The sequence below is a fragment of the Cognatundibacterium oligocarboniphilum genome (assembly GCF_013377855.1).
GTDB lineage: Bacteria > Pseudomonadota > Gammaproteobacteria > Burkholderiales > Burkholderiaceae_D > Undibacterium > Undibacterium oligocarboniphilum.
The window spans coordinates 1-18810 of sequence record NZ_JABXYJ010000002.1; the positions used below are offsets into that span (position 1 = coordinate 1).

At 51.4% G+C, this 18810-nt stretch carries 15 protein-coding genes; 8 read left to right on the forward strand and 7 right to left on the reverse strand.

The window, feature by feature from the left end; all coding sequences use genetic code 11:
- Window positions 1–60: 60 nt before the first annotated feature.
- The 4 genes from yjgA to cysK all read left to right on the forward strand — a co-directional run bounded on the left by yjgA (window position 61) and on the right by cysK (window position 3155).
- On the forward strand, window positions 61–666 hold the full coding sequence (yjgA, locus tag HV832_RS03080) for a ribosome biogenesis factor YjgA (protein ID WP_176802113.1): 606 nt from the start codon (window positions 61–63) through the stop codon (window positions 664–666).
- Window positions 659–1276, forward strand: coding sequence for a molybdopterin adenylyltransferase (mog, locus tag HV832_RS03085; RefSeq protein WP_176802114.1), 618 nt, complete (start codon window positions 659–661; stop codon window positions 1274–1276). Before yjgA ends, mog begins: the two co-directional genes overlap by 8 nt.
- Before the next feature lie 162 nt (window positions 1277–1438).
- Window positions 1439–2119: an alpha/beta hydrolase gene (locus HV832_RS03090; protein WP_176802493.1), complete on the forward strand. Its 681-nt coding sequence runs from the start codon at window positions 1439–1441 to the stop codon at window positions 2117–2119.
- Window positions 2120–2183: 64 nt separating this feature from the next.
- The gene (gene cysK, locus HV832_RS03095; protein WP_190431982.1) at window positions 2184–3155 is read left to right on the forward strand and encodes a cysteine synthase A; all 972 of its coding nucleotides are present in this window, start codon (window positions 2184–2186) and stop codon (window positions 3153–3155) included.
- 86 nt (window positions 3156–3241) lie between these two features.
- Here cysK and HV832_RS03100 read toward each other — a convergent pair whose 3' ends face one another.
- Window positions 3242–3784 carry a YaeQ family protein gene (locus HV832_RS03100; RefSeq protein ID WP_176802115.1) on the reverse strand — a complete coding sequence of 181 codons (543 nt, stop codon included), beginning with the start codon at window positions 3782–3784 and terminating at the stop codon, window positions 3242–3244.
- Window positions 3784–4656, reverse strand: a complete 873-nt coding sequence (gene purU / locus HV832_RS03105; RefSeq protein WP_176802116.1) for a formyltetrahydrofolate deformylase — start codon at window positions 4654–4656, stop codon at window positions 3784–3786. Before purU ends, HV832_RS03100 begins: the two co-directional genes overlap by 1 nt.
- A 263-nt stretch (window positions 4657–4919) precedes the next feature.
- On the opposite strand from purU, the gene HV832_RS03110 reads away from it, so the two are divergent.
- Both HV832_RS03110 and HV832_RS03115 read left to right on the forward strand, forming a co-directional pair.
- Complete coding sequence (locus HV832_RS03110; protein ID WP_218131951.1) at window positions 4920–5282, forward strand: nuclear transport factor 2 family protein; 363 nt, start codon at window positions 4920–4922, stop codon at window positions 5280–5282.
- Between the two features lie 156 nt (window positions 5283–5438).
- Window positions 5439–6464: an NADP-dependent oxidoreductase gene (locus HV832_RS03115; protein ID WP_176802118.1), complete on the forward strand. Its 1026-nt coding sequence runs from the start codon at window positions 5439–5441 to the stop codon at window positions 6462–6464.
- An 80-nt stretch (window positions 6465–6544) separates the two neighbouring features.
- On the opposite strand, the gene otnI is transcribed toward HV832_RS03115, so the two are convergent.
- The 3 genes from otnI to HV832_RS03130 all read right to left on the reverse strand — a co-directional run bounded on the left by otnI (window position 6545) and on the right by HV832_RS03130 (window position 10665).
- On the reverse strand, window positions 6545–7333 hold the full coding sequence (gene otnI, locus HV832_RS03120) for a 2-oxo-tetronate isomerase (protein WP_176802495.1): 789 nt from the start codon (window positions 7331–7333) through the stop codon (window positions 6545–6547).
- 9 nt (window positions 7334–7342) lie between these two features.
- Window positions 7343–8302: a bile acid:sodium symporter family protein gene (locus HV832_RS03125; RefSeq protein ID WP_176802119.1), complete on the reverse strand. Its 960-nt coding sequence runs from the start codon at window positions 8300–8302 to the stop codon at window positions 7343–7345.
- 257 nt (window positions 8303–8559) lie between these two features.
- Complete coding sequence (locus HV832_RS03130) at window positions 8560–10665, reverse strand: TonB-dependent receptor (RefSeq protein WP_176802120.1); 2106 nt, start codon at window positions 10663–10665, stop codon at window positions 8560–8562.
- A gap of 279 nt (window positions 10666–10944) precedes the next feature.
- On the opposite strand from HV832_RS03130, the gene pepF reads away from it, so the two are divergent.
- On the forward strand, window positions 10945–12807 hold the full coding sequence (gene pepF, locus HV832_RS03135) for an oligoendopeptidase F (protein ID WP_176802121.1): 1863 nt from the start codon (window positions 10945–10947) through the stop codon (window positions 12805–12807).
- A 180-nt stretch (window positions 12808–12987) separates the two neighbouring features.
- Entirely contained in the window at window positions 12988–13587 is a 600-nt protein-coding gene (locus HV832_RS03140; protein ID WP_176802122.1) for a hemerythrin domain-containing protein, read from the forward strand.
- A gap of 20 nt (window positions 13588–13607) precedes the next feature.
- Here the strand turns inward: HV832_RS03140 and HV832_RS03145 are convergent, their stop codons facing one another.
- Together HV832_RS03145 and hrpA are read right to left on the reverse strand one after the other, a co-directional pair.
- Window positions 13608–14507, reverse strand: a complete 900-nt coding sequence (locus tag HV832_RS03145) for a DMT family transporter (protein WP_176802123.1) — start codon at window positions 14505–14507, stop codon at window positions 13608–13610.
- Window positions 14508–14536: 29 nt separating this feature from the next.
- Window positions 14537–18670 carry an ATP-dependent RNA helicase HrpA gene (hrpA, locus tag HV832_RS03150; protein WP_176802124.1) on the reverse strand — a complete coding sequence of 1378 codons (4134 nt, stop codon included), beginning with the start codon at window positions 18668–18670 and terminating at the stop codon, window positions 14537–14539.
- Between the last annotated feature and the right edge of the window lie 140 nt (window positions 18671–18810).

The following is an 18810-nucleotide window of genomic DNA, read 5'->3' on the forward strand; positions in this document are numbered from 1 at the left end:
TGGGCTAGCAATAGCCTGTTCCTACCCACCTCATTTAGTTTACAGTAAAGGCGCAGAATTATGCCAAATCCCAATCGCGGCTCATGTGGCTACCAATCCAATGAGTTTGAACAAGAATACGATCGTCCATCCAAATCCCAGCTCAAACGTGAAATGACCGCTTTGCAGAAACTGGGCGAAGAACTGGTGGAACAGCCGCGCGACCGCGTTAAACGGGTACCGATGCCAGAAGATGTGCGCGAAGCTATTCTCGAATGCCAACAGATCAAAAATCACGAAGGGCGCCGTCGCCAGTTGCAGTTTGTCGGTAAGAAAATGCGCAGCCTGAATGAAGAAGAAGTCGCCATAATCCAAAAAACCATCGATAGCTGGAAAGGTGCATCTAAAGCAGAGACTGCCGCCATGCACGCCCTTGAACGGCGCCGTGAAAAACTGCTGGCCGATGATAATGCGCTGACCGAGTTAACGGCTGAACATCCGGAACTTGACGTGCAGCAATTGCGTACCCTGATCCGTAATGCACGCAAAGAACAGGCAGACAACAAGCCGCCAAAGGCTTATCGTGAAATTTTCCAGATACTGAAACAGGTGCAACGCTCCGCCTCCCAAAGCAGCGACACGGATGATATGGATCAGGAAAATGAAGAGGATGATGAACATGAATAATCCTGCTGATCCTGAGCGTGCGCTGCGCATTGGCATGGTATCCGTGTCAGACCGGGCATCGGCCGGCGTTTATCAGGATCAGGGATTGCCGGCCCTGCAAAGCTGGTTCAGTACAGCACTCAGCAGTGCCTGGATCATGGAAACCAGGTTGATTCCGGATGACCGGGCATCTATCGAACAAGCACTGATCGAATTGGTGGATGATGCCCGCTGTGACCTGGTCATTACCACTGGCGGCACAGGGCCTGCCAGGCGAGATGTGACACCCGAGGCAACATTGGCCGTCGCCACCAAAGAAATGCCAGGTTTTGGCGAACAAATGCGCCAGATCAGTCTGCAGTTCGTTCCTACGGCCATTTTATCGCGACAGGTAGCCGTGATCCGTGAAACGACGGATCATGCCGCGCTGATCCTGAATTTGCCGGGACAACCCAAATCGATCAAGGAAACACTGGAAGGTCTGAAAGATGCCGCTGGTCAGCAGATTGTTTCGGGAATTTTTGCGGCAGTCCCATACTGCATTGACCTGATTGGCGGCCCTTATATTGAAACGCATGAGACAGTGTGTAAAGCTTTCCGCCCCAAATCAGCCGTCCGTCCCAAAAGCTGATATCTCCATGCAATCCGAAAGCGTGGCGTGCCGTTATCCAAACAATCCTGCCGCCGGATCGCCCTGATGACAAGTGTAATGCTGTCGGCTGGCGGATCCGCCGGAACACCCACTATTTTAAAAGCCACTTCTCCCCCCATTTACCATCACCTGCATGACACTATGAATCAGTTACTCGATACAGTAGAAATTGAAAGCAGCCCGAATCCTGCCTTTGCCATTATCTGGATGCATGGACTGGGTGCTGATGCCAATGATTTTGTGCCCATTGTTAAAGAGTTGAATCTGCAAGGGCTGCCAGGCATCCGTTTCGTTTTCCCCAATGCACCGGCGATTCCCGTCACCATCAATGGCGGCTATGTCATGCGTGCCTGGTACGACATTCTGGGTACAGATATCGCACGCCGTGAGGATGAGGCGGGTTTGCGTAAATCGCAAGGCGAAATCGAGAAACTGATTGCCCGGGAAATCGCCCGTGGCATCCCTGCACACCGTATTTTCCTGGCCGGTTTTTCTCAGGGATGCGCCATGACCTTGCAGACCGGTCTGCGTTACCCGGAAAAGCTGGCGGGATTGTTGTGTCTCTCCGGTTATGTTCCGCTGCGTGACCAGGTCGCCGCAGAACGCAGTGCGGCCAATCAGCAGACGCCGGTTTTCCTGGTACATGGCCGTGGCGATCCGGTCATCGCTATCCAGCGTGCCGAACAATCGCGTGATTTATTAATGGAACTCGGCTATCCGGTTGAATGGCATGAATACATGATGCCACACTCCGTCTGCGCGGAAGAAATTGACGATATCAGCCACTGGCTCCATCGGGTGCTGACCGGCAATAAAGCCTGAAGAACACTAACAGTTATACGGACACCTTCATTTCATATTTGTCTCTGTTTTTTGAAAGTACATCATGGCGATCTTTTCTAATAATGCAGAATCTATTGGCCGCACTCCGCTGGTCAGACTCAATCGCATCACGGCCGGTGCCGGTGCGACTGTACTGGCAAAAATTGAAGGACGGAATCCGGCGTACTCGGTCAAATGCCGTGTCGGCGCAGCGATGGTCGCCGATGCAGAACAACGCGGCCTGCTGACTCCGGGCAAGGAATTGATCGAACCGACCAGTGGTAACACCGGTATCGCGCTGGCCTTTGTCGCTGCAGCCAAAGGCATACCGCTGACGCTGACTATGCCGGAAACCATGAGCATCGAACGCAGAAAGCTGCTTGCAGCATTCGGTGCGAATCTGGTACTGACGGAAGGAAGCAAAGGAATGAACGGCGCCATTGCCAAAGCTGAGGAAATCCGCGCCAGCGCACCGGAACGCTATATTCTGCTTCAGCAATTCAAAAATCCTGCCAATCCTGCCATTCACGAACAAACTACCGGCCCTGAAATCTGGGAAGATACCGGTGGAAATATCGACATTTTTGTGTCAGGCGTCGGTACCGGCGGCACCATTACCGGCGTATCACGCTACCTGAAACACACACGGGGAAAGGCTCTCGAGTCAGTCGCGGTAGAGCCTGTTGGCAGTCCTGTGCTGAGCCAGCAAAGAGCGGGGCAACCCATACAGCCCGGGCCGCATAAAATTCAGGGCATCGGCGCCGGTTTTATACCGGATGTGCTGGACGTATCGCTGATCGATCAGATTCAACAGGTCAGCAATGAAGATGCTGTGCTGTTTGCCCAGAGACTGGCAAAGGAAGAAGGCATCCTGGCAGGCATTTCCTGCGGCGCTGCCGTTGCTGCGGCTACCCGTCTGGCATTCCTGCCGGAGAATGCGGGAAAAACAATCGTGGTGATATTACCGGACTCTGGTGAGCGTTATCTGAGCTCAATTTTGTTCGAAGGTTACTTTGATGCAGCAGGTATCGCCTGACTGGTTTGCCCCCCGATTCAATCAAAAAGGGTTGCGCACAGCAACCCTTTTTTAATGCTGCAGATACCAGCCGGCAGGCACTTTCATTAGCCGAAATCTTTCAGCGTTTCCGGATCAATCTGCACCGACATATCTCCTGCCGACATCCATATCTGGCCGTCCTGTATGGTGCATTGCAGTTGCATCGTGCGCTGCGCAAGCTTTTCCAGCGCCTGGCTTTGCGCAGCCGGCACATTCAGCACCTTGAGATTTTTGGCACGGTCAAGACGGCTGTTCATCTGTTTCCACCAGACATCGCTGGCGCTGGCATAACTGATCACCAGCACCTGCTCCGAACGGCCGCAGGCCTTGAGCAAACGCCGGTCATCCGGCTGGCCGGCCTCTACCCAGAGACGGATCGCACCGGTATAGTCTTTTTCCCATACATCCGGCTCCTCCGTATCTGAAATACCTTTTCCAAACTCCAGTCGCTCCGATGCATACATCGCATATGCCAGCACACGAATCATCATCCGCTCATCCGTTTCGGATGGATGACGGGCAATCGTCAACTGATGGTCGGCATAATAACCGCGATCCATATCTGAAATGTTCAGATCGGCTTTATAAATAATCGATTTCAGTGCCATTACCGGAACACCACTGTTTTATGTCCATTTAACAAAATCCGGTGCTCAACAAACCATTTCACAGCCCTTGCCAGCACCACACACTCCACATCCCGGCCAATCGCCGTCAGTGTTTCCGGGTCCATCGCATGGTCCACCCGTTCGACATCCTGCTCAATGATCGGTCCTTCATCCAGATCACTGGTGACAAAGTGCGCTGTTGCACCGATCAGCTTCACACCACGTTCATGCGCCTGGTAGTAAGGCTTCGCGCCTTTAAAGCTCGGTAAAAAAGAATGGTGGATATTGATTGCCCGGCCTTTCAATGCAGTGCACAGCGCAGGAGACAGGATTTGCATATAACGCGCCAGCACGACAAGCTCGATCTCGTTGCTGCTGACGATGTCAAGAATCTTATCTTCCTGCACTTGCTTTGCCTCTGCCGAGGCTCCTGCTACCAGCGGCAGGTGATGAAACGGAATATTGTAGCTGGCGGCAAGCTGATAAAAATCCGTGTGATTGGAAACGATCGCTTTGATTTCTACCGGCAGCAGGCCACTCTTATAACGGAACAGCAGATCATTTAAGCAATGACCGATTTTCGATACCATCAGCATCACGCGGGGTTTGTGGTGCGCATCATGCAATTGCCATTCCATCTGCAGCTGGCTTCCCAGTATCGCAAATTCGGCACGCAATACAGTTTCACCGACCGCACTGTCTTCGACAGCAAAATGTACCCGCATAAAAAAACTGGCAGACTGCGCATCGCCAAATTGTGCAGAATCAATAATATTGCAGCCGTGTTGCGCCAGAAATCCGGAAACGCTATGCACAATGCCGCGCTGATCCGGGCAAGATAAAGTAAGAATGTATTCAGGTCGTAAAGTCATGATTCTGAAAAAACGGATGCACTGATGAAAGACAGGCACCCTGGCAAATTAAATTTGGTCAGATAAAATAAAAATGAACGCCGTATTGTCGCACGATCAGCAGTTCAATTCAGCGGGAATACCGGCTTCGAGCGCATGTTTCGGATATTTTTTTGTGTCATCGTTTATTTTGAGTATGATGAAAAGCTGCAGGTGTAGTGCAATGCATCCTGCAGCCAATATATCCTTCCCAGCAAAAAACAAGCTCCCCTGTGAGGTACGCATTGAAAGAATCCGCTATTTCATTTCTACAACTGGCTGCTACCGGTCATGCCGAACAGGCATTCAGTCAGTATTGCGCGCCCGGCTTCTGCCATCACAATCCTTTTTTCAACAGCGATGGGAAGTCTCTGATGGCAGCGATGCAGCAAAATGCCGTTGCGCACCCGGATAAGATTTTCGAAGTCCAGAGAGCATTACAAGATGGCGAACTAGTAGCCGTGCACTCCAGAATACGCTTCCTGGATGCCTCACAGGTGATGGCGGTTGTCCACCTGTTTCGTTTTTATGAAGGAAAAATTATCGAATTATGGGATGTCGGACAAGCTGTACCGGATCAATCACCAAATGAACTGGGGATGTTTTAACGCAATGGCCGGATATAAATCTCAGAGACAATCAGACGTTGATATTTTCTGGAAATCAAAATAAAAAGCACGATCGTTCTAATTAGTGTATAGTCATTCACAGCAAAACATGCATACTAACCTGACCAAGTTTTGCCTTACCTTTTCGGAGACAACATGAGCAGTTATCGCAATCAGCAATATCGCCTCGCCGCACGCCCTGTCGGCAATCCCAAACACAGTGACTGGAAATTCGTCAGCGAACCAGTGCGGGAAATCAATGAAGGTGAAATTCTGGTACAGACCATTTATATTTCACTCGACCCGGCAATGCGAGGCTGGATGAATGAAGGAAAATCCTATATCCGCCCGGTTGCGATTGATGAAGTGATGCGTGCTGGCGGCGTTGGTAAAGTCATTGCGTCCAGATCATCCCGGTTTGCTGTGGGTGACTATGTTTCCGGCGGTACCGGCGTACAGCAGTACTGGGTTGGCGCAGCAGAAGATAAAACAGCAGCGTTCTACAAAATTGATCCTCGCCTCGCCCCTTTACCCAAGTATCTGAACGCGCTGGGTATGCCCGGTATGACGGCGTATTTCGGATTGCTTGATGTCGGGCAGCCTAAAGCCGGGGAAACTGTCGTAGTTTCCGGTGCCGCTGGCGCCGTTGGCCAGACAGTTGGTCAGGTCGCCAAACAAAAAGGCTGTCGTGTCGTTGGCATTGCTGGCGGTAAGGATAAATGCGATTTCGTCGTGAATGAATTAGGTTTTGACGCCTGCATAGACTATAAAAATGATTCCGTCAAAGACGGACTGAAGCAGCATTGCCCGAATGGCGTAGATATTTATTTTGACAATGTGGGCGGCGATATTCTCGATACGGTCTTAACCCGCATCAACATGAAAGCACGCATTGTGATCTGCGGTGCGATTTCTCAGTACAACAATACCACCCCGGTCAAAGGCCCTGCAAATTACCTCTCACTGCTGGTAAACCGGGCACGGATGGAAGGGATTGTTGTTTTTGATTATGCAGCCCGCTACGGCGAAGCGGTGGCACAGATGGGCCAATGGATGGCGCAAGGCCAGTTTCATACGCGTGAAGATATCGTCAAAGGTATCGAGACCTTCCCGGACACCCTGATGATGCTGTTTGAAGGAAAAAATTTTGGCAAACTGATTCTGCAGGTTGCCGACGAATAATCAGCTCTCCCCCAACCGCGCGCAGACAAAAAGGGACAACCACTGGCTGTCCTTTTTCTATTACGGTTCCATCAGCTGCTTCAGCGCCATTGCTGCAGCCAGCCCAGCCCTTCTGAAGTACCAGCCCGCGGACGGTATTCACAGCCAATCCAGCCGGTATATCCCATACGATCAAGCTGACTGAACAGGTAGGGGTAATTCACCTCTCCTTCGGACGGCTCATGCCTGTCTGGCACACCGGCAATCTGGATATGCCCTATCCCGGCCTGTGGCCGGTGCAAGTAGCGCTCCAGCTTACGCAAAATATCTCCTTCCATGATCTGGCAATGATAAATATCAAACTGCGCCTGCAGATGCGCCGTTGCAAGCTCATCACAGATATCCTGTGCCTGCTGCTGATAGTGCAGGAAGTAGCCGGGCATATCTCTGGTATTGATAGGCTCGATCAGGACGGTCACTCCTTCCCTGGATGCCAGCAATGCCACATGCGCCAGATTGCTCAAATATACGGCATGCTGTTTTGCCTGCTCAATGTCAGGAACTGCCAGCCCTGCCATTACATGAATATGACGGTTTCCCAATATGGCGGCATATTCCAGCGCCTGTTCAAAACCGCGACGAAACTCTTCTTCACGCCCGGGCAAAGACGCAATCCCGCGCTCACCGGCAGCCCAGTCACCCGGCGGCGCATTAAACAGCACCTGCTGCAACCCATTCGCATCAAGCAGTCCGCGCAATTGTCGTGCCGGATAATCATAGGGGAACAGGTATTCAATTCCGCGAAAACCATCTTTCGCCGCCGCTTCGAAACGGTCGGTAAAATCCAGTTCGGTGTACATCATGCTGAGATTGGCTGCAAAACGAGGCATCATTTCTCCTTATCTTTTAGCGTAGCGCTGAGCCATGACCGCGCAAACCATTAACTGCAACTGATGAAATAACATCAGCGGCAATAACACCATGCCGACAGTATGACTGGCAAACAGCACTTTTGCCATCGGAACCCCACTGGCAAGACTTTTTTTGGAGCCGCAAAAAAAGATCGTGATTTCATCTTCCTTGCTAAATCCCAGACGCCTGCTGGCAAACGTCGTCAGGAACATAATCATCCCCAGCATGACAACGCTGATCACCAGCAGGCTCAACAACATTGTCAATGGCAATTGCTGCCACAATCCTTCACTCACAGCCTCACTGAAAGCGACATACACCACCATGAGGATGGAACTCTGATCCAGCATTTTCAGACTGCTGGCACGTTTTTCCATCCAGCTCTGCAACCACGGTCGTGCAATCTGACCGGCAACAAACGGCAGCAGCAATTGATAAACGATTTTCAGCATGGCCTGCAACGAAGAATGATTTTCTCCCTGGGTTACTATCATCATACTGACCAATAGCGGAGTCAGAAAAATTCCCAGCAGATTACTGGCCGATGCACTGCAAACCGCAGCAGGCACATTACCTCTTGCCAAAGCGGTAAAAGCAATAGATGACTGAACCGTCGAAGGCAACACGCATAAAAATAAAATCCCGATATACAGTTCCGGTGTGACCAGCCACAACATCATGGGTTTCAGCAACATGCCGATCAGCGGAAAGGCAGCAAAAGTCATCAGCAATACCAGCAAGTGCAGGCGCCAGTGTGTAATCCCTGCAATCACCGCCTGACGCGACAATTTTGCTCCATGCATGAAAAACAGCAATGCAATCATGCCTGTCGATAAATAATCAAAACCAGTGGCGACGCTTCCCCGTGCGGGGAAAATGCTGGCCAGTATCACCATCGTCAGCAACAACAGCGTCATGTTGTCAGGTAAAAAGCGAGGTCGTTTCATGCTCATCAGTGAAATATATCGAAAATGATGGGGCTGCAAAAAATGGCAGCACCCATGCCTGTCCCGATTGTACTAGAGGAATGCTGATCGCTCGATCTGCAATAACACGACATTCTGGTGGAGAAATACAAAGTATCTTTAACCAGAAAAGCGTTAATAGCGGATTCACCGGTGATTTCAATCACCGGACGAATGCAGGAAAAATAAAAAATGCCCCGGAACCGGGGCATCAGTACGACCAACAAAATCTGATTCAGTTAAAAACTGGCATTCAGACTGACTCGCAAGGCGCGCGGTGAGCCGGGAGTGATGTTGTTATTGCTGTTCGCGAAAGCATAATATTTTTTATCCAACAGATTCTCGATATTCAGCTGCATCTTCAGATTTTTACTGATGGTATAAAACAAAGCCGCATCCAGACGTGTGAAGCCGGAAATCGTGACCGTATTATCCGTCGATGCGTACAACGCGCTGCGATAAACAATCCCCAAACCAGCACCCACAACCGGGCTGAAATCATAGCGATTCCAGAGTGATGCACTATGGCGCGGCACCTGGGCCAGTGTTGCACCTGCCAGCGCCGTTGCCGACTGTGTTTTGGTGATTTTCGCATCCTGATAGGCATATCCGGCCATCATGCTCCAGTCGCGGCTCAGTTTGCCGCTCAACCCTAGCTCCAGCCCGCGACTGCGCTGACCGTCCACCAGGATCGATTTGCTGGGGTCAGACGGATCGCTGACTGCAATATTGCTGCGATCGAGCTGATACAGTGCCGCTGTTGCAGACAATCCAGGGTTGATGTCCCACTTGGCACCCAGCTCCAGATTTTTGAATTCTTCCGGATCCAGAACCTGATTGGTCAGAGTCAGGGACGAGAGCTGATCACCTGCACGCGGCACAAATGCCTTGCTGTAACTCAGGTACAGGGAAACTTCGGTCAGCGGCTTAAACACCAGTCCGGCACGCGGCGACACGGGTGTATCTGTCGTCCTGATACGGTCACCGGTACGGTTGTTCGTAAAATCAACATCGAAGCTATCGCGGCGTAAACCCGCAATGAACTGCCATTGCGATGACAACTCGATCTGATCCTGCAGATAAATCGCTTTTGTCGTCACCGTACCGTGATTATTGGCATCCGTTGCTGACTGCCGGAAAATCACCGGCGTACTGGCAACAGGATTGGCTAAAGCCGCATTGATGGAAGTAAGTAATCCGCCGCCGGTCTGAAAATACGCAGTATTGCGGAAATTATCCGTTTCCTGCCTGCCAAGCTCAACGCCGCCCAACAGTTTATGCCGGACGCTGCCTGTATTCAGGCCCCAGCTGACATCGGTCTGATTAAAGAAATTATTTCTCTGAGTTGCATTGTTGTAGCCAGATAGGGCGACCATGGTGCCGGCGGCATTCACCGCTCCCGGTACGATATTTTGATAAAACTTGTCGTATTCTGCATAACGGGTCCGGTTAGTCAGATTCACGCCCTGTCCGAAATCATGTTCGATCAATGTCGTCAGAGCATTGACTTTCGCCCAGGTCGTATTGATTTCAGGATTACCGAAAAATGCCGATGCATCCGTGTTCAATGGACGCCCCTGAAAAGACGGAATACCACGATCGGCAGTCCGCTGATCCTTGAAGTATTCATAACCGATAACAACGCTGGTATCGTTGCCCGCCCGCAATGTCAGCGTAGGGTTAATGCCTGAACGTTTCAGATGAAATCCGTTGCGGTAACTGTCGCTGTCTTCGCTGACAGCAGCGACACGCGCCGCTGCACTCTCGCTCAAGGCCTGGCCGGCGTCAATTGTCACGCGACGCTGATTCCATGAGCCAAGTGTGATACTGGCATCCCTGATAGTGCGCCAGTCAGGCTGTTTAGTCACACGGTTGATCACGCCACCAGAACCGCCACGTCCAAAGATCATGGCATTGGAACCTTTGAGTGCCTCGACGCTTTCAATATTGTAGAAATCCCGGTAATACTGCACATCGTCACGGATACCATCCACATAGAAATCGCCGGTCGAACTATTGCCACGAAATACCGCAGTGTCACGATTGCCCTCGCCTTGCGCAGCAACGATACCCGGTACATAACGGATGACGTCAGACAGACTCTGCATACTCTGATCGCGGATCAACTCTTTGCTGATAACTGTGACTGCCTGTGGCGTATCGCGCAGCAGCATATCGGTTTTCATCGCGGTGCGACTGCGGTTAACTGTGTAACCTTTATCGGCAGTACCAGTCACTTTGACTTCGGGTAAGGCACCTTCAGCAGATGCCGTCTGCGCCCAGACGGGAAACACGACGCTATTTAATAATATTGCCAGAGGTGTCAGACGGCTCAGTTTTATCATTTCCAGGTCCTTTTGTAATTCGGAAATCAGATTTCAAAGGCTGGCTGGCGGGTAGATAAATTGACATAGCTGGCTGCGGGAGGGTTATATTATAAATGAGAATCACTATTATTTACAACAATTATCAAGACGAATATATTTTGAAATATCATGCAAAAAAAACGCATGAGCGCTCCTGCTTTTGTCTTTTTAAGAACTTTTTATATGATTTCCGCTCTAATCGCTTTCTTTTGATGCTCACTCTCCAGTCTCATCCATCCCCAACCCGGACGCTGAATCATGCATAAATACCTTATCCGCAGCTTATTTGTCCTCGCCACCGCCTCCCCTTTTGTCAGTTATGCCGCCCATGCAAATGACACTGAAAGCTGGCGCTGGAATCTGCAGGATTTGTATCAGAATCAGGCTGCCTGGGATAAAGATGCCGCAATGCTGGAACAACAGTTTCCGGACATACAAAAATGCAGCGGTCATCTGGCTGATAATGAAAAACAATTTCAACGTTGCCTGGATTTATATGCAGACTTGCTGAAACGCTACGCGCGTTTATCCACTTATGCTGCACAATTGCGCGATCAGGATACGGGCAATAATACCGGACAGGATATTCAGCAAAGATCGGATATTCTGGGAAGCAAACTGGAGGAATCGACCTCTTTTCTGCGCCCGGAAATATTGCAGATGGGTACAGCGAAAACAGATCGTCTGCTGACCAAAATACCGGCACTGTCCCAGTACCGTTTTCAGTTGCACGATATTCTGCGCGGAGCACCGCATACGCTGGACAAAAAAGGAGAGGAACTGATCTCCGGTTTCAGCATGGCTACCGGCACAGCAAGCGCCGTGTATTCCACGTTATCCAATGCGGATATGCCATGGCCAAAAATCCGCTTGTCCAATGGCGAGGAGGTCGTCATTGACCAGGCTGCTTATACCAAATACCGGGCATCTTCCAGCCGGGCAGATAGGAAGCTGGTGTTTGATGCTTTCTGGGGAAAGTGGAAGGAATTTGAACGCAGTTATGGTGTGCTTTTCTATGAACAGCTGAAAAAGGATGCTGTGTATGCAAAAGTCAGAAACTATCCTGATTCACTCACCAGTGCGCTTGATGCAAACCATATACCGCGTGCAGTCTATGACACGCTGGTGGAACAAACCCGCGCCAACCTGCCGGTGCTGCACCGTTATTTCAAGCTGCGCGCCCGAATGTTAGGCGTCAAAGACCTTGCTTATTACGACATTTACCCGCCTCTGGTTTCCGGTGATTTTAAATATCCCATCCATGATGGGATCCAACTCATGCTTGATTCCGTCCAGCCTCTGGGGCAAGACTATGCCAACGCCATGCGCAAAGCCACCGGTGAGCGCTGGATGGATGTGTATCCCCGTCCGCGTAAGCGATCCGGCGCCTATATGTCAGGTATCGCTTATGATGTGCATCCTTACCTGCTGTTGAACTACAACGACGATTATGAGTCAGTGTCCACGCTGGGACATGAATGGGGCCATGCGATGCATTCGTATCTGGCAAATAAGCACCAGCCTTTTATCACAGCAGATTATCCGATCTTCACGGCAGAAATCGCATCCACGACAAACGAAGTATTTTTACTCGATCACATGCTCAAGATAGCAAAGAGCGACGATGAACGGCTGCTGTACCTGGGGTCAGCGCTGGAAAATCTGCGCGGCACATTTTTCCGGCAAGCGATGTTTGCAGATTTTGAACGGGAAGTACATGCCAAAGTCGATCGTGGAGAATCCCTGACCGGAACAGCGTTAAGCCAGATTTATGGCGACATTCTGAAACGCTATCATGGCGACCGCGAAGGCATCATGAAAATCGATGATACCTATACGACAGAATGGGCATATATCCCGCATTTCTATACCCGTTTTTATGTCTTCCAGTACGCCACCTCCATCGCTGCCGGCTCCATGTTCGCAGATGAAATCCTGAAGATGGAACCCGGTGCACGCGACAAATATCTTGGCATACTGAAAGCGGGAGGGTCTGCCTACCCTTATGATCTGGTCAAACAAGCCGGCGTTGACCTCGCCAGCCCGGCGCCTTATCAGGCGGTCTTCAAACGGATGAACAGCATCATGGATCAGATCGAAAGCATACTTGCTAAACGGTGATTTTCCTTTAGCAATATTGACCAGTTCAGGTGCTGACTTCATGTCAGCACTTTTTTGTCTCCGTATCAGAAAACAAGGGGGAGCACATTGCCCTGCCAGCATTATCCGCATACGGTTTGAGCAGCATCAATAGTGTTTTTACATGCTGAGGTAGAGTAAAAAAAATATCCGGAGATCACTATGGCAGCCCGAAATTTTCACCCTGTATCACTGGACATCATCCGTCAGGAACATGAACATCTCTCCGCAGTCATTCAAGGCATGCTGTATTTCGTCCGTTCAATCGGACAAGGTGGTTCGTCACCGGATATCAAGGTCTTCCGTGCCATGCTGTATTACATCTCCGAATATCCGGAAAAAGTGCATCACCCCAAAGAGGATCAGTTTCTTTTTGCCAAAATCAAGGAACGTACGCACCAGCTCGATAATGAACTCGATGCTTTAACTGAACAGCACAGCAAGGGCGACTATCTGGTGCATAAATTGCTGGATGCACTCTTACACTATGAATTTCGGGGCGCAGAAGCCTTTCCCCATTTTCGCGATCTGGTGGAACAATATGCCCACTTTTACTACTCCCATATGCACACCGAAGAAGAAGTCATCATTCCGGTCGCGCGGCAAGTATTGAATGTACTCGACTGGCATGAAGTAGATCAGGCATTTCTGGAAAATCGCCACCGTCTGGACGACGCGGGAGAACGTTACCGCTATGAGCAGCTATTTTCCCAAATCGTGCAAATCAGCCCGACACCCATCGGCGTCGCAGACCCACTCTGAATCATCAGCAACACTTGCTGTCAATTGCGACGCGAAGACAGAAAAATACCTGTCACGATCAGTACAAATGCTGCAGCATGAAAGAGCTGTGGCGTATCTCCCAGAAATAATGCCGATAACAACGCTGCAAATAAAGGCGTCAGATTACTGAAAAATGCCGCAACATTTGGCCCGACCTGCCGTACCCCGGCGCCCCAGCAACGAAAAGCAATTAATGCCGGCCCCACGGCGACAAACACCAGAGCTGCTGCCAATGCAAAGTTCCAGTGAATAACTGGCGTGGTCAGCGTCCATTCGGCAAGGGCAAACATGCCTGACCAAAGTACACCAAAACTGACCTGCGCCAGTAAAAATGTCGCCCAGTGGTCCCGCAGATCACCATCATTACCATGCATCAGCAACCAGCTGTAAAGCGACCAGGCAATTGCAGCCACCAGCATCAGTAAATCACCCAGGACCAGCCGCAACCCCATGAGATGCGTCAGATCGCCACGACTCAATACGAGCAATACCCCGCTGATCGACACCAACACTCCCATCACTGCCGAGCGTGAAATCGGTGCTGAAAAAAACAGGCGCCCGATCAGCAACATCCATACTGGCATACTGGCCGCCACCAGAGTGACGTTGATCGGCGTGGAACTGCGCAGTGCCAGATATTGCAATGTGTTGTACATTCCAACTCCCAGCAAACCCAGCACCGCATAACGGTGCCAGTTTCGCCAGAATAAACTGCCGCGCCGGTAAATCCGAAAACCAGCCGGGAGCAGAATGCAGAACGCAATCAGCCAGCGAAAAAAATTCAGGGTTGCCGGCGGCAGCAAATCATTGACCATGCGTCCTACTACGGCATTTCCTGCCCATAGCAAAGGAGGAACCACCAGTAAGGCGATGATTGATGACGTCAGTTTATGATTCATCTCATCCTATTTCTGCAACCTGATCGCTGTCAGCGCTGCATGCTCTCCCAGATTTTTTGCAGGCGCTTGACCGAAACCGGCATCGGCGTCTTTAACTCCTGTGCAAACAGCGAAACGCGTAACTCTTCCAGCAGCCAGCGGTATTCCAGCATTTTCGGATCGATATCTGAACCAAAGCCTGCTTTGCGCGGTGTACGCTGCCAGCCCTGGGCTGCACTATTCCACTCTGCCTGTTGCCGCGCATCGCGTGCCGGATCAGCGCGCAGCTTGTCGATACGCACATTGATGGCTTTCAGATAGCGCGGGAAATGCGCAAGCTGGCTGAATTCATTTTCGGCGATGAAACGCTTGGTGATCAGCGACTGCAACTGACTTTGAATATCTGCCATAGCTTGCGGATGCGCTTTCAAGCCCTGCAATTTTTTAGGCAGGGTGTAATACTCCGCCAGGATCAAGCCCGCCAGGCGTGCGATTTCATTGGCCAGCAAATTCAGTCTGGCCTTACCTTCTTCACGCCGGATATTGAATTCACCGGAATTGGCAGGCAAAGGCGCCTGCAGACAGGCGCGTTCGATTGCGGTCTGGATAATCTGCTCACGCAATTCCTCCTGCGAACCCAGTGCCATGAATTGCATGCCCATTTGCTGTAAGCCCGGGATATTTTTTTCTAAAAACTTCACCTGCTCTTTGAGTTGCAAGGCGAACAGGCGACGCAGGCCGATACGATGATAGCGCGCGGCCTCATCCGGATCGTCAAATACCTCAATATGGCAATGCGTGAGCTTATCGACCAGCGCAGGATACCCGATCAGGGTTTGCTTGCCTTGCTGTACCTCCAGCAATTCCGGCAGGCTATCAAAGGTCCAGGCAGTCAGATTTTCTTGCTGATATAAGGCCGGTGCAGCGGACGGCGCGCTGCTTGCTGTGCCTTGCTTGCCGGATGGCGCCGCTGACTGCAGCGCTGGTGTGCCCGTACTCTTAACTGCGCCCTTACCAGTACCAGCCACTGCTTGTGATGCGCCGCCTTCTAACAAAGCCAGTTTTTCGGCACTCGCCAACTTTTGAAAACTTTCGCGTGCCTGGGTGCCGAACTCTGCGCGTAAATGCGCGAGACTACGTCCCATCTCAAGCTGGCGGCCATGCTCATCCACCACCTTGAAATTCATGGTCAGGTGGGCGGGCAGTAATTCAAATTTAAAATCGGTCGTTTTACACATCAAGCCGGTTTGCTCGCGGATATCAGCAATCACCGCATCCAGAAAATTACCTTTACCAAAATCAACGCGCTCACAGAAACCCGCCGCATAATCAGGCAAAGGCACGCAGTGGCGCCGGATTTTTTGCGGCAGTGACTTAATCAGCAGATGTACCTTTGCTTTCAGCATACCCGGCACCAGCCATTCCGCACGATCAGCCGAGACCTGGTTCAGCGAAAACAAGGGTATCGTGAGCGTCACACCGTCGCGCGCACTGCCAGGTTCAAAGTGGTAACTGAGCTGCAAAGCGACACCCGATACCTGCATGGTTTTGGGGAACAGGTCGGTCGTAACGCCGGCCGCTTCATGCCGCATCAGCTCATCTTTATTCAGATACAGCAGTTTGGGATTGCTGCTGGTCGCCTCTTTATGCCACTGTTCAAACAAGACCGCATTCCAGACATCGGCCGGGAGATGCTGATCGTAAAACGCGACGATTAATTCATCATCCACCAGTACATCCAGCCTGCGCGATTTATGCTCCAGATTTTCAATTTCGCGCACCAGTTTCTGGTTGTAGGCAAAAAATGGTGCACGCGTATCGAATTCGCCACCGACCAGCGCTTCACGGATAAAGATGTCGCGCGCCTCAGCCGGGTGATACAGTCCATACTGAATGCGGCGCTGGCTGTAGACCACCAGACCATACAGCGTGGCGCGCTCAAATGCACTGACTTGCCCGCTGCGCTTTTCCCAGCGCGGTTCACCATAGGATTTTTTGAGCAGATGACCACCGATTTTTTCCAGCCATTCCGGCTGGATCTGCGCGATGCAGCGGCCATACAGACGCGAGGTATCGACCAGCTCAGCCGACATAATCCAGCGTCCGGCTTTTTTAGCCAGACTGGAACCGGGCCAGATATAAAAGCGGATGCCGCGTGCCCCCAGATAATGCGCCTCTTCGTCGGATTTATATCCTATATTGCCGAGCAAACCCGTCAGCAGCGACAGGTGTAATTGCTCATAAGTAGCCGGAGTTTCATTCAACCGCCAACCCTGCTCTTTAACTATGGTCAGCAATTGCGAATACACCTCGCGCCATTCGCGCAAGCGCATCTGGCTCAGGAAATGGGAGCGGCAATTATCCTGCAACTGGCGGTTAGTTTTTTTATGCTCAATCGCTTCTTCAAACCAGGTCCAGATTTTCAGATACGACAGGAATTCCGATTTTTCATCAGCAAATTTCTTATGCGCCTGATCCGCCGCCGCCTGCGCTTCCATAGGCCGGTCACGCGGGTCTTGCACCGATAAGGCGGAAGCGATGATCAACACCTCTTGCAAGGCCTGATGATCGCGCGCCGCCAGAATCATGCGCCCTACCCGCGGGTCCAGTGGCAGTTTCGCCAGTTGACGGCCCACCGGTGTGAGCTGATTACTTTCATCCATCGCGCCCAGCTCTTGCAATAACTGGTAGCCGTCTGCGATCGCGCGGCCCAATGGCGGCTCGATGAATGGGAAAGTCTCCACATCGGTCAGACGCAACGACTTCATACGCAAGATGACTGCGGCCAGCGAGGAACGCAAAATCTCAGGCTCAGTAAATGGCGGACGCTGCTGAAAATCCTGCTCATCGAACAAGCGGATACACACACCTGCCGCAACCCGGCCGCAACGACCAGCACGCTGATTGGCAGCCGACTGCGCAATCGCCTCGACCTGTAGCTGCTCGACTTTATTGCGGTAACTGTAGCGCTTGACACGTGCCAGTCCGGTATCGACCACGAAGCGTATGCCAGGCACCGTCAGCGAGGTTTCCGCCACATTGGTGGCTAATACGATACGGCGCGTATTCGACGTTTTAAACACCTTTTCCTGCTCTTGCGCCGAGAGTCGCGCAAACAGCGGCAGAATTTCCACATGCGGCGGATGATGCTTACGCAAGGCTTCTGCTGCATCACGGATCTCGCGCTCGCCGGGCAGAAACACCAACACGTCGCCGGAACCGATACGGCATAACTCATCGACCGCATCGGTGATCGCGGTCATCAGGTCACGCTCTTTATCCTTCTCTGACTGCTGCACCGGGCGATAACGTAATTCAACCGGGTACAAACGCCCCGATACCTCGATCACTGGCGCGGGCCTGACTTCTTGCCCAGTCGCAGCCGGTTCAGCGAAATGCCGCGCAAAGCGCTGGGCATCGATGGTGGCGGAAGTGATGATGAGCTTCAGATCAGGACGCTTAGGCAGCAATTGCTTCAGATAGCCGAGCAGAAAGTCAATATTGAGGCTGCGTTCATGGGCCTCATCGATAATGATGGTGTCGTATTGACGCAGCAGCGGATCGGTCTGGGTTTCGGCCAGCAATATCCCATCCGTCATCAGCTTGACCGATGCGCCCTGACTCAGGGTATCGGTGAAGCGCACTTTAAAACCCACATGTTCACCCAGCGGCGAATTCAACTCTTGCGCTATACGCTTCGCGGTGGAGGAAGCTGCAATCCGGCGCGGCTGAGTGTGGCCGATCAGCCCATGCAAACCGCGCCCCAGTTCCAGACAGATTTTTGGTAACTGGGTAGTTTTACCGGAGCCAGTCTCACCACAAACGATAATGACCTGATGCTGGCGTAAAGCAGCCGCGATTTCTTCGCGCTTGCCGGAAACGGGCAATTCCTCCGGAAAGGTGATCGCAGGTAAAGGATTGCGGACAAGCGCAATGGGTTCCTTTTCACGTCCATTTTGCATGGTAGATTTTGACTGTCCCCCAGCCCCTCGCGGAACAGGTGACTGATCGCCAACATAGGCGGAATCAGGGGCAGATTGTAATTTGGCCGGCTTTTTTTGTTGCTGATCCACCACTTGCGCCTGCTGGCGCAACTGCTGACGTAAATCACGCAGCCCGGACAAGCCCTCAGAGACAGGCACCGCTTTTGATGTATTTTTTTTAGTAGATGGGTTTGAAGACATAGCGGGACGCATTATCCCAGATTTCTGGCATAACTTCCGCACAAGGAACTGACTTCTTCTAATCCAAACAATATAACTCTAATACAACAACTTCTCAGTTGTTTATTTTTTGTACAGCTATACTTCTCAGAGGAAAATCA

Bases quoted from the DNA above. Each gene is read 5' to 3' on its own strand.
- HV832_RS03140 (WP_176802122.1), top strand. From the start codon at position 12,988: ATGGCAGCCCGAAATTTTCACCCTGTATCACTGGACATCATCCGTCAG.
- HV832_RS03115 (WP_176802118.1), top strand. From the start codon at position 5,439: ATGAGCAGTTATCGCAATCAGCAATATCGCCTCGCCGCACGCCCTGTC.
- HV832_RS03090 (WP_176802493.1), top strand. From the start codon at position 1,439: ATGAATCAGTTACTCGATACAGTAGAAATTGAAAGCAGCCCGAATCCT.
- cysK (WP_190431982.1), top strand. From the start codon at position 2,184: ATGGCGATCTTTTCTAATAATGCAGAATCTATTGGCCGCACTCCGCTG.
- HV832_RS03145 (WP_176802123.1), bottom strand. From the start codon at position 14,507: ATGAATCATAAACTGACGTCATCAATCATCGCCTTACTGGTGGTTCCT.
- otnI (WP_176802495.1), bottom strand. From the start codon at position 7,333: ATGCCTCGTTTTGCAGCCAATCTCAGCATGATGTACACCGAACTGGAT.
- yjgA (WP_176802113.1), top strand. From the start codon at position 61: ATGCCAAATCCCAATCGCGGCTCATGTGGCTACCAATCCAATGAGTTT.
- purU (WP_176802116.1), bottom strand. From the start codon at position 4,656: ATGACTTTACGACCTGAATACATTCTTACTTTATCTTGCCCGGATCAG.
- HV832_RS03125 (WP_176802119.1), bottom strand. From the start codon at position 8,302: ATGAAACGACCTCGCTTTTTACCTGACAACATGACGCTGTTGTTGCTG.
- pepF (WP_176802121.1), top strand. From the start codon at position 10,945: ATGCATAAATACCTTATCCGCAGCTTATTTGTCCTCGCCACCGCCTCC.
- hrpA (WP_176802124.1), bottom strand. From the start codon at position 18,670: ATGTCTTCAAACCCATCTACTAAAAAAAATACATCAAAAGCGGTGCCT.
- HV832_RS03130 (WP_176802120.1), bottom strand. From the start codon at position 10,665: ATGATAAAACTGAGCCGTCTGACACCTCTGGCAATATTATTAAATAGC.
- HV832_RS03100 (WP_176802115.1), bottom strand. From the start codon at position 3,784: ATGGCACTGAAATCGATTATTTATAAAGCCGATCTGAACATTTCAGAT.
- mog (WP_176802114.1), top strand. From the start codon at position 659: ATGAATAATCCTGCTGATCCTGAGCGTGCGCTGCGCATTGGCATGGTA.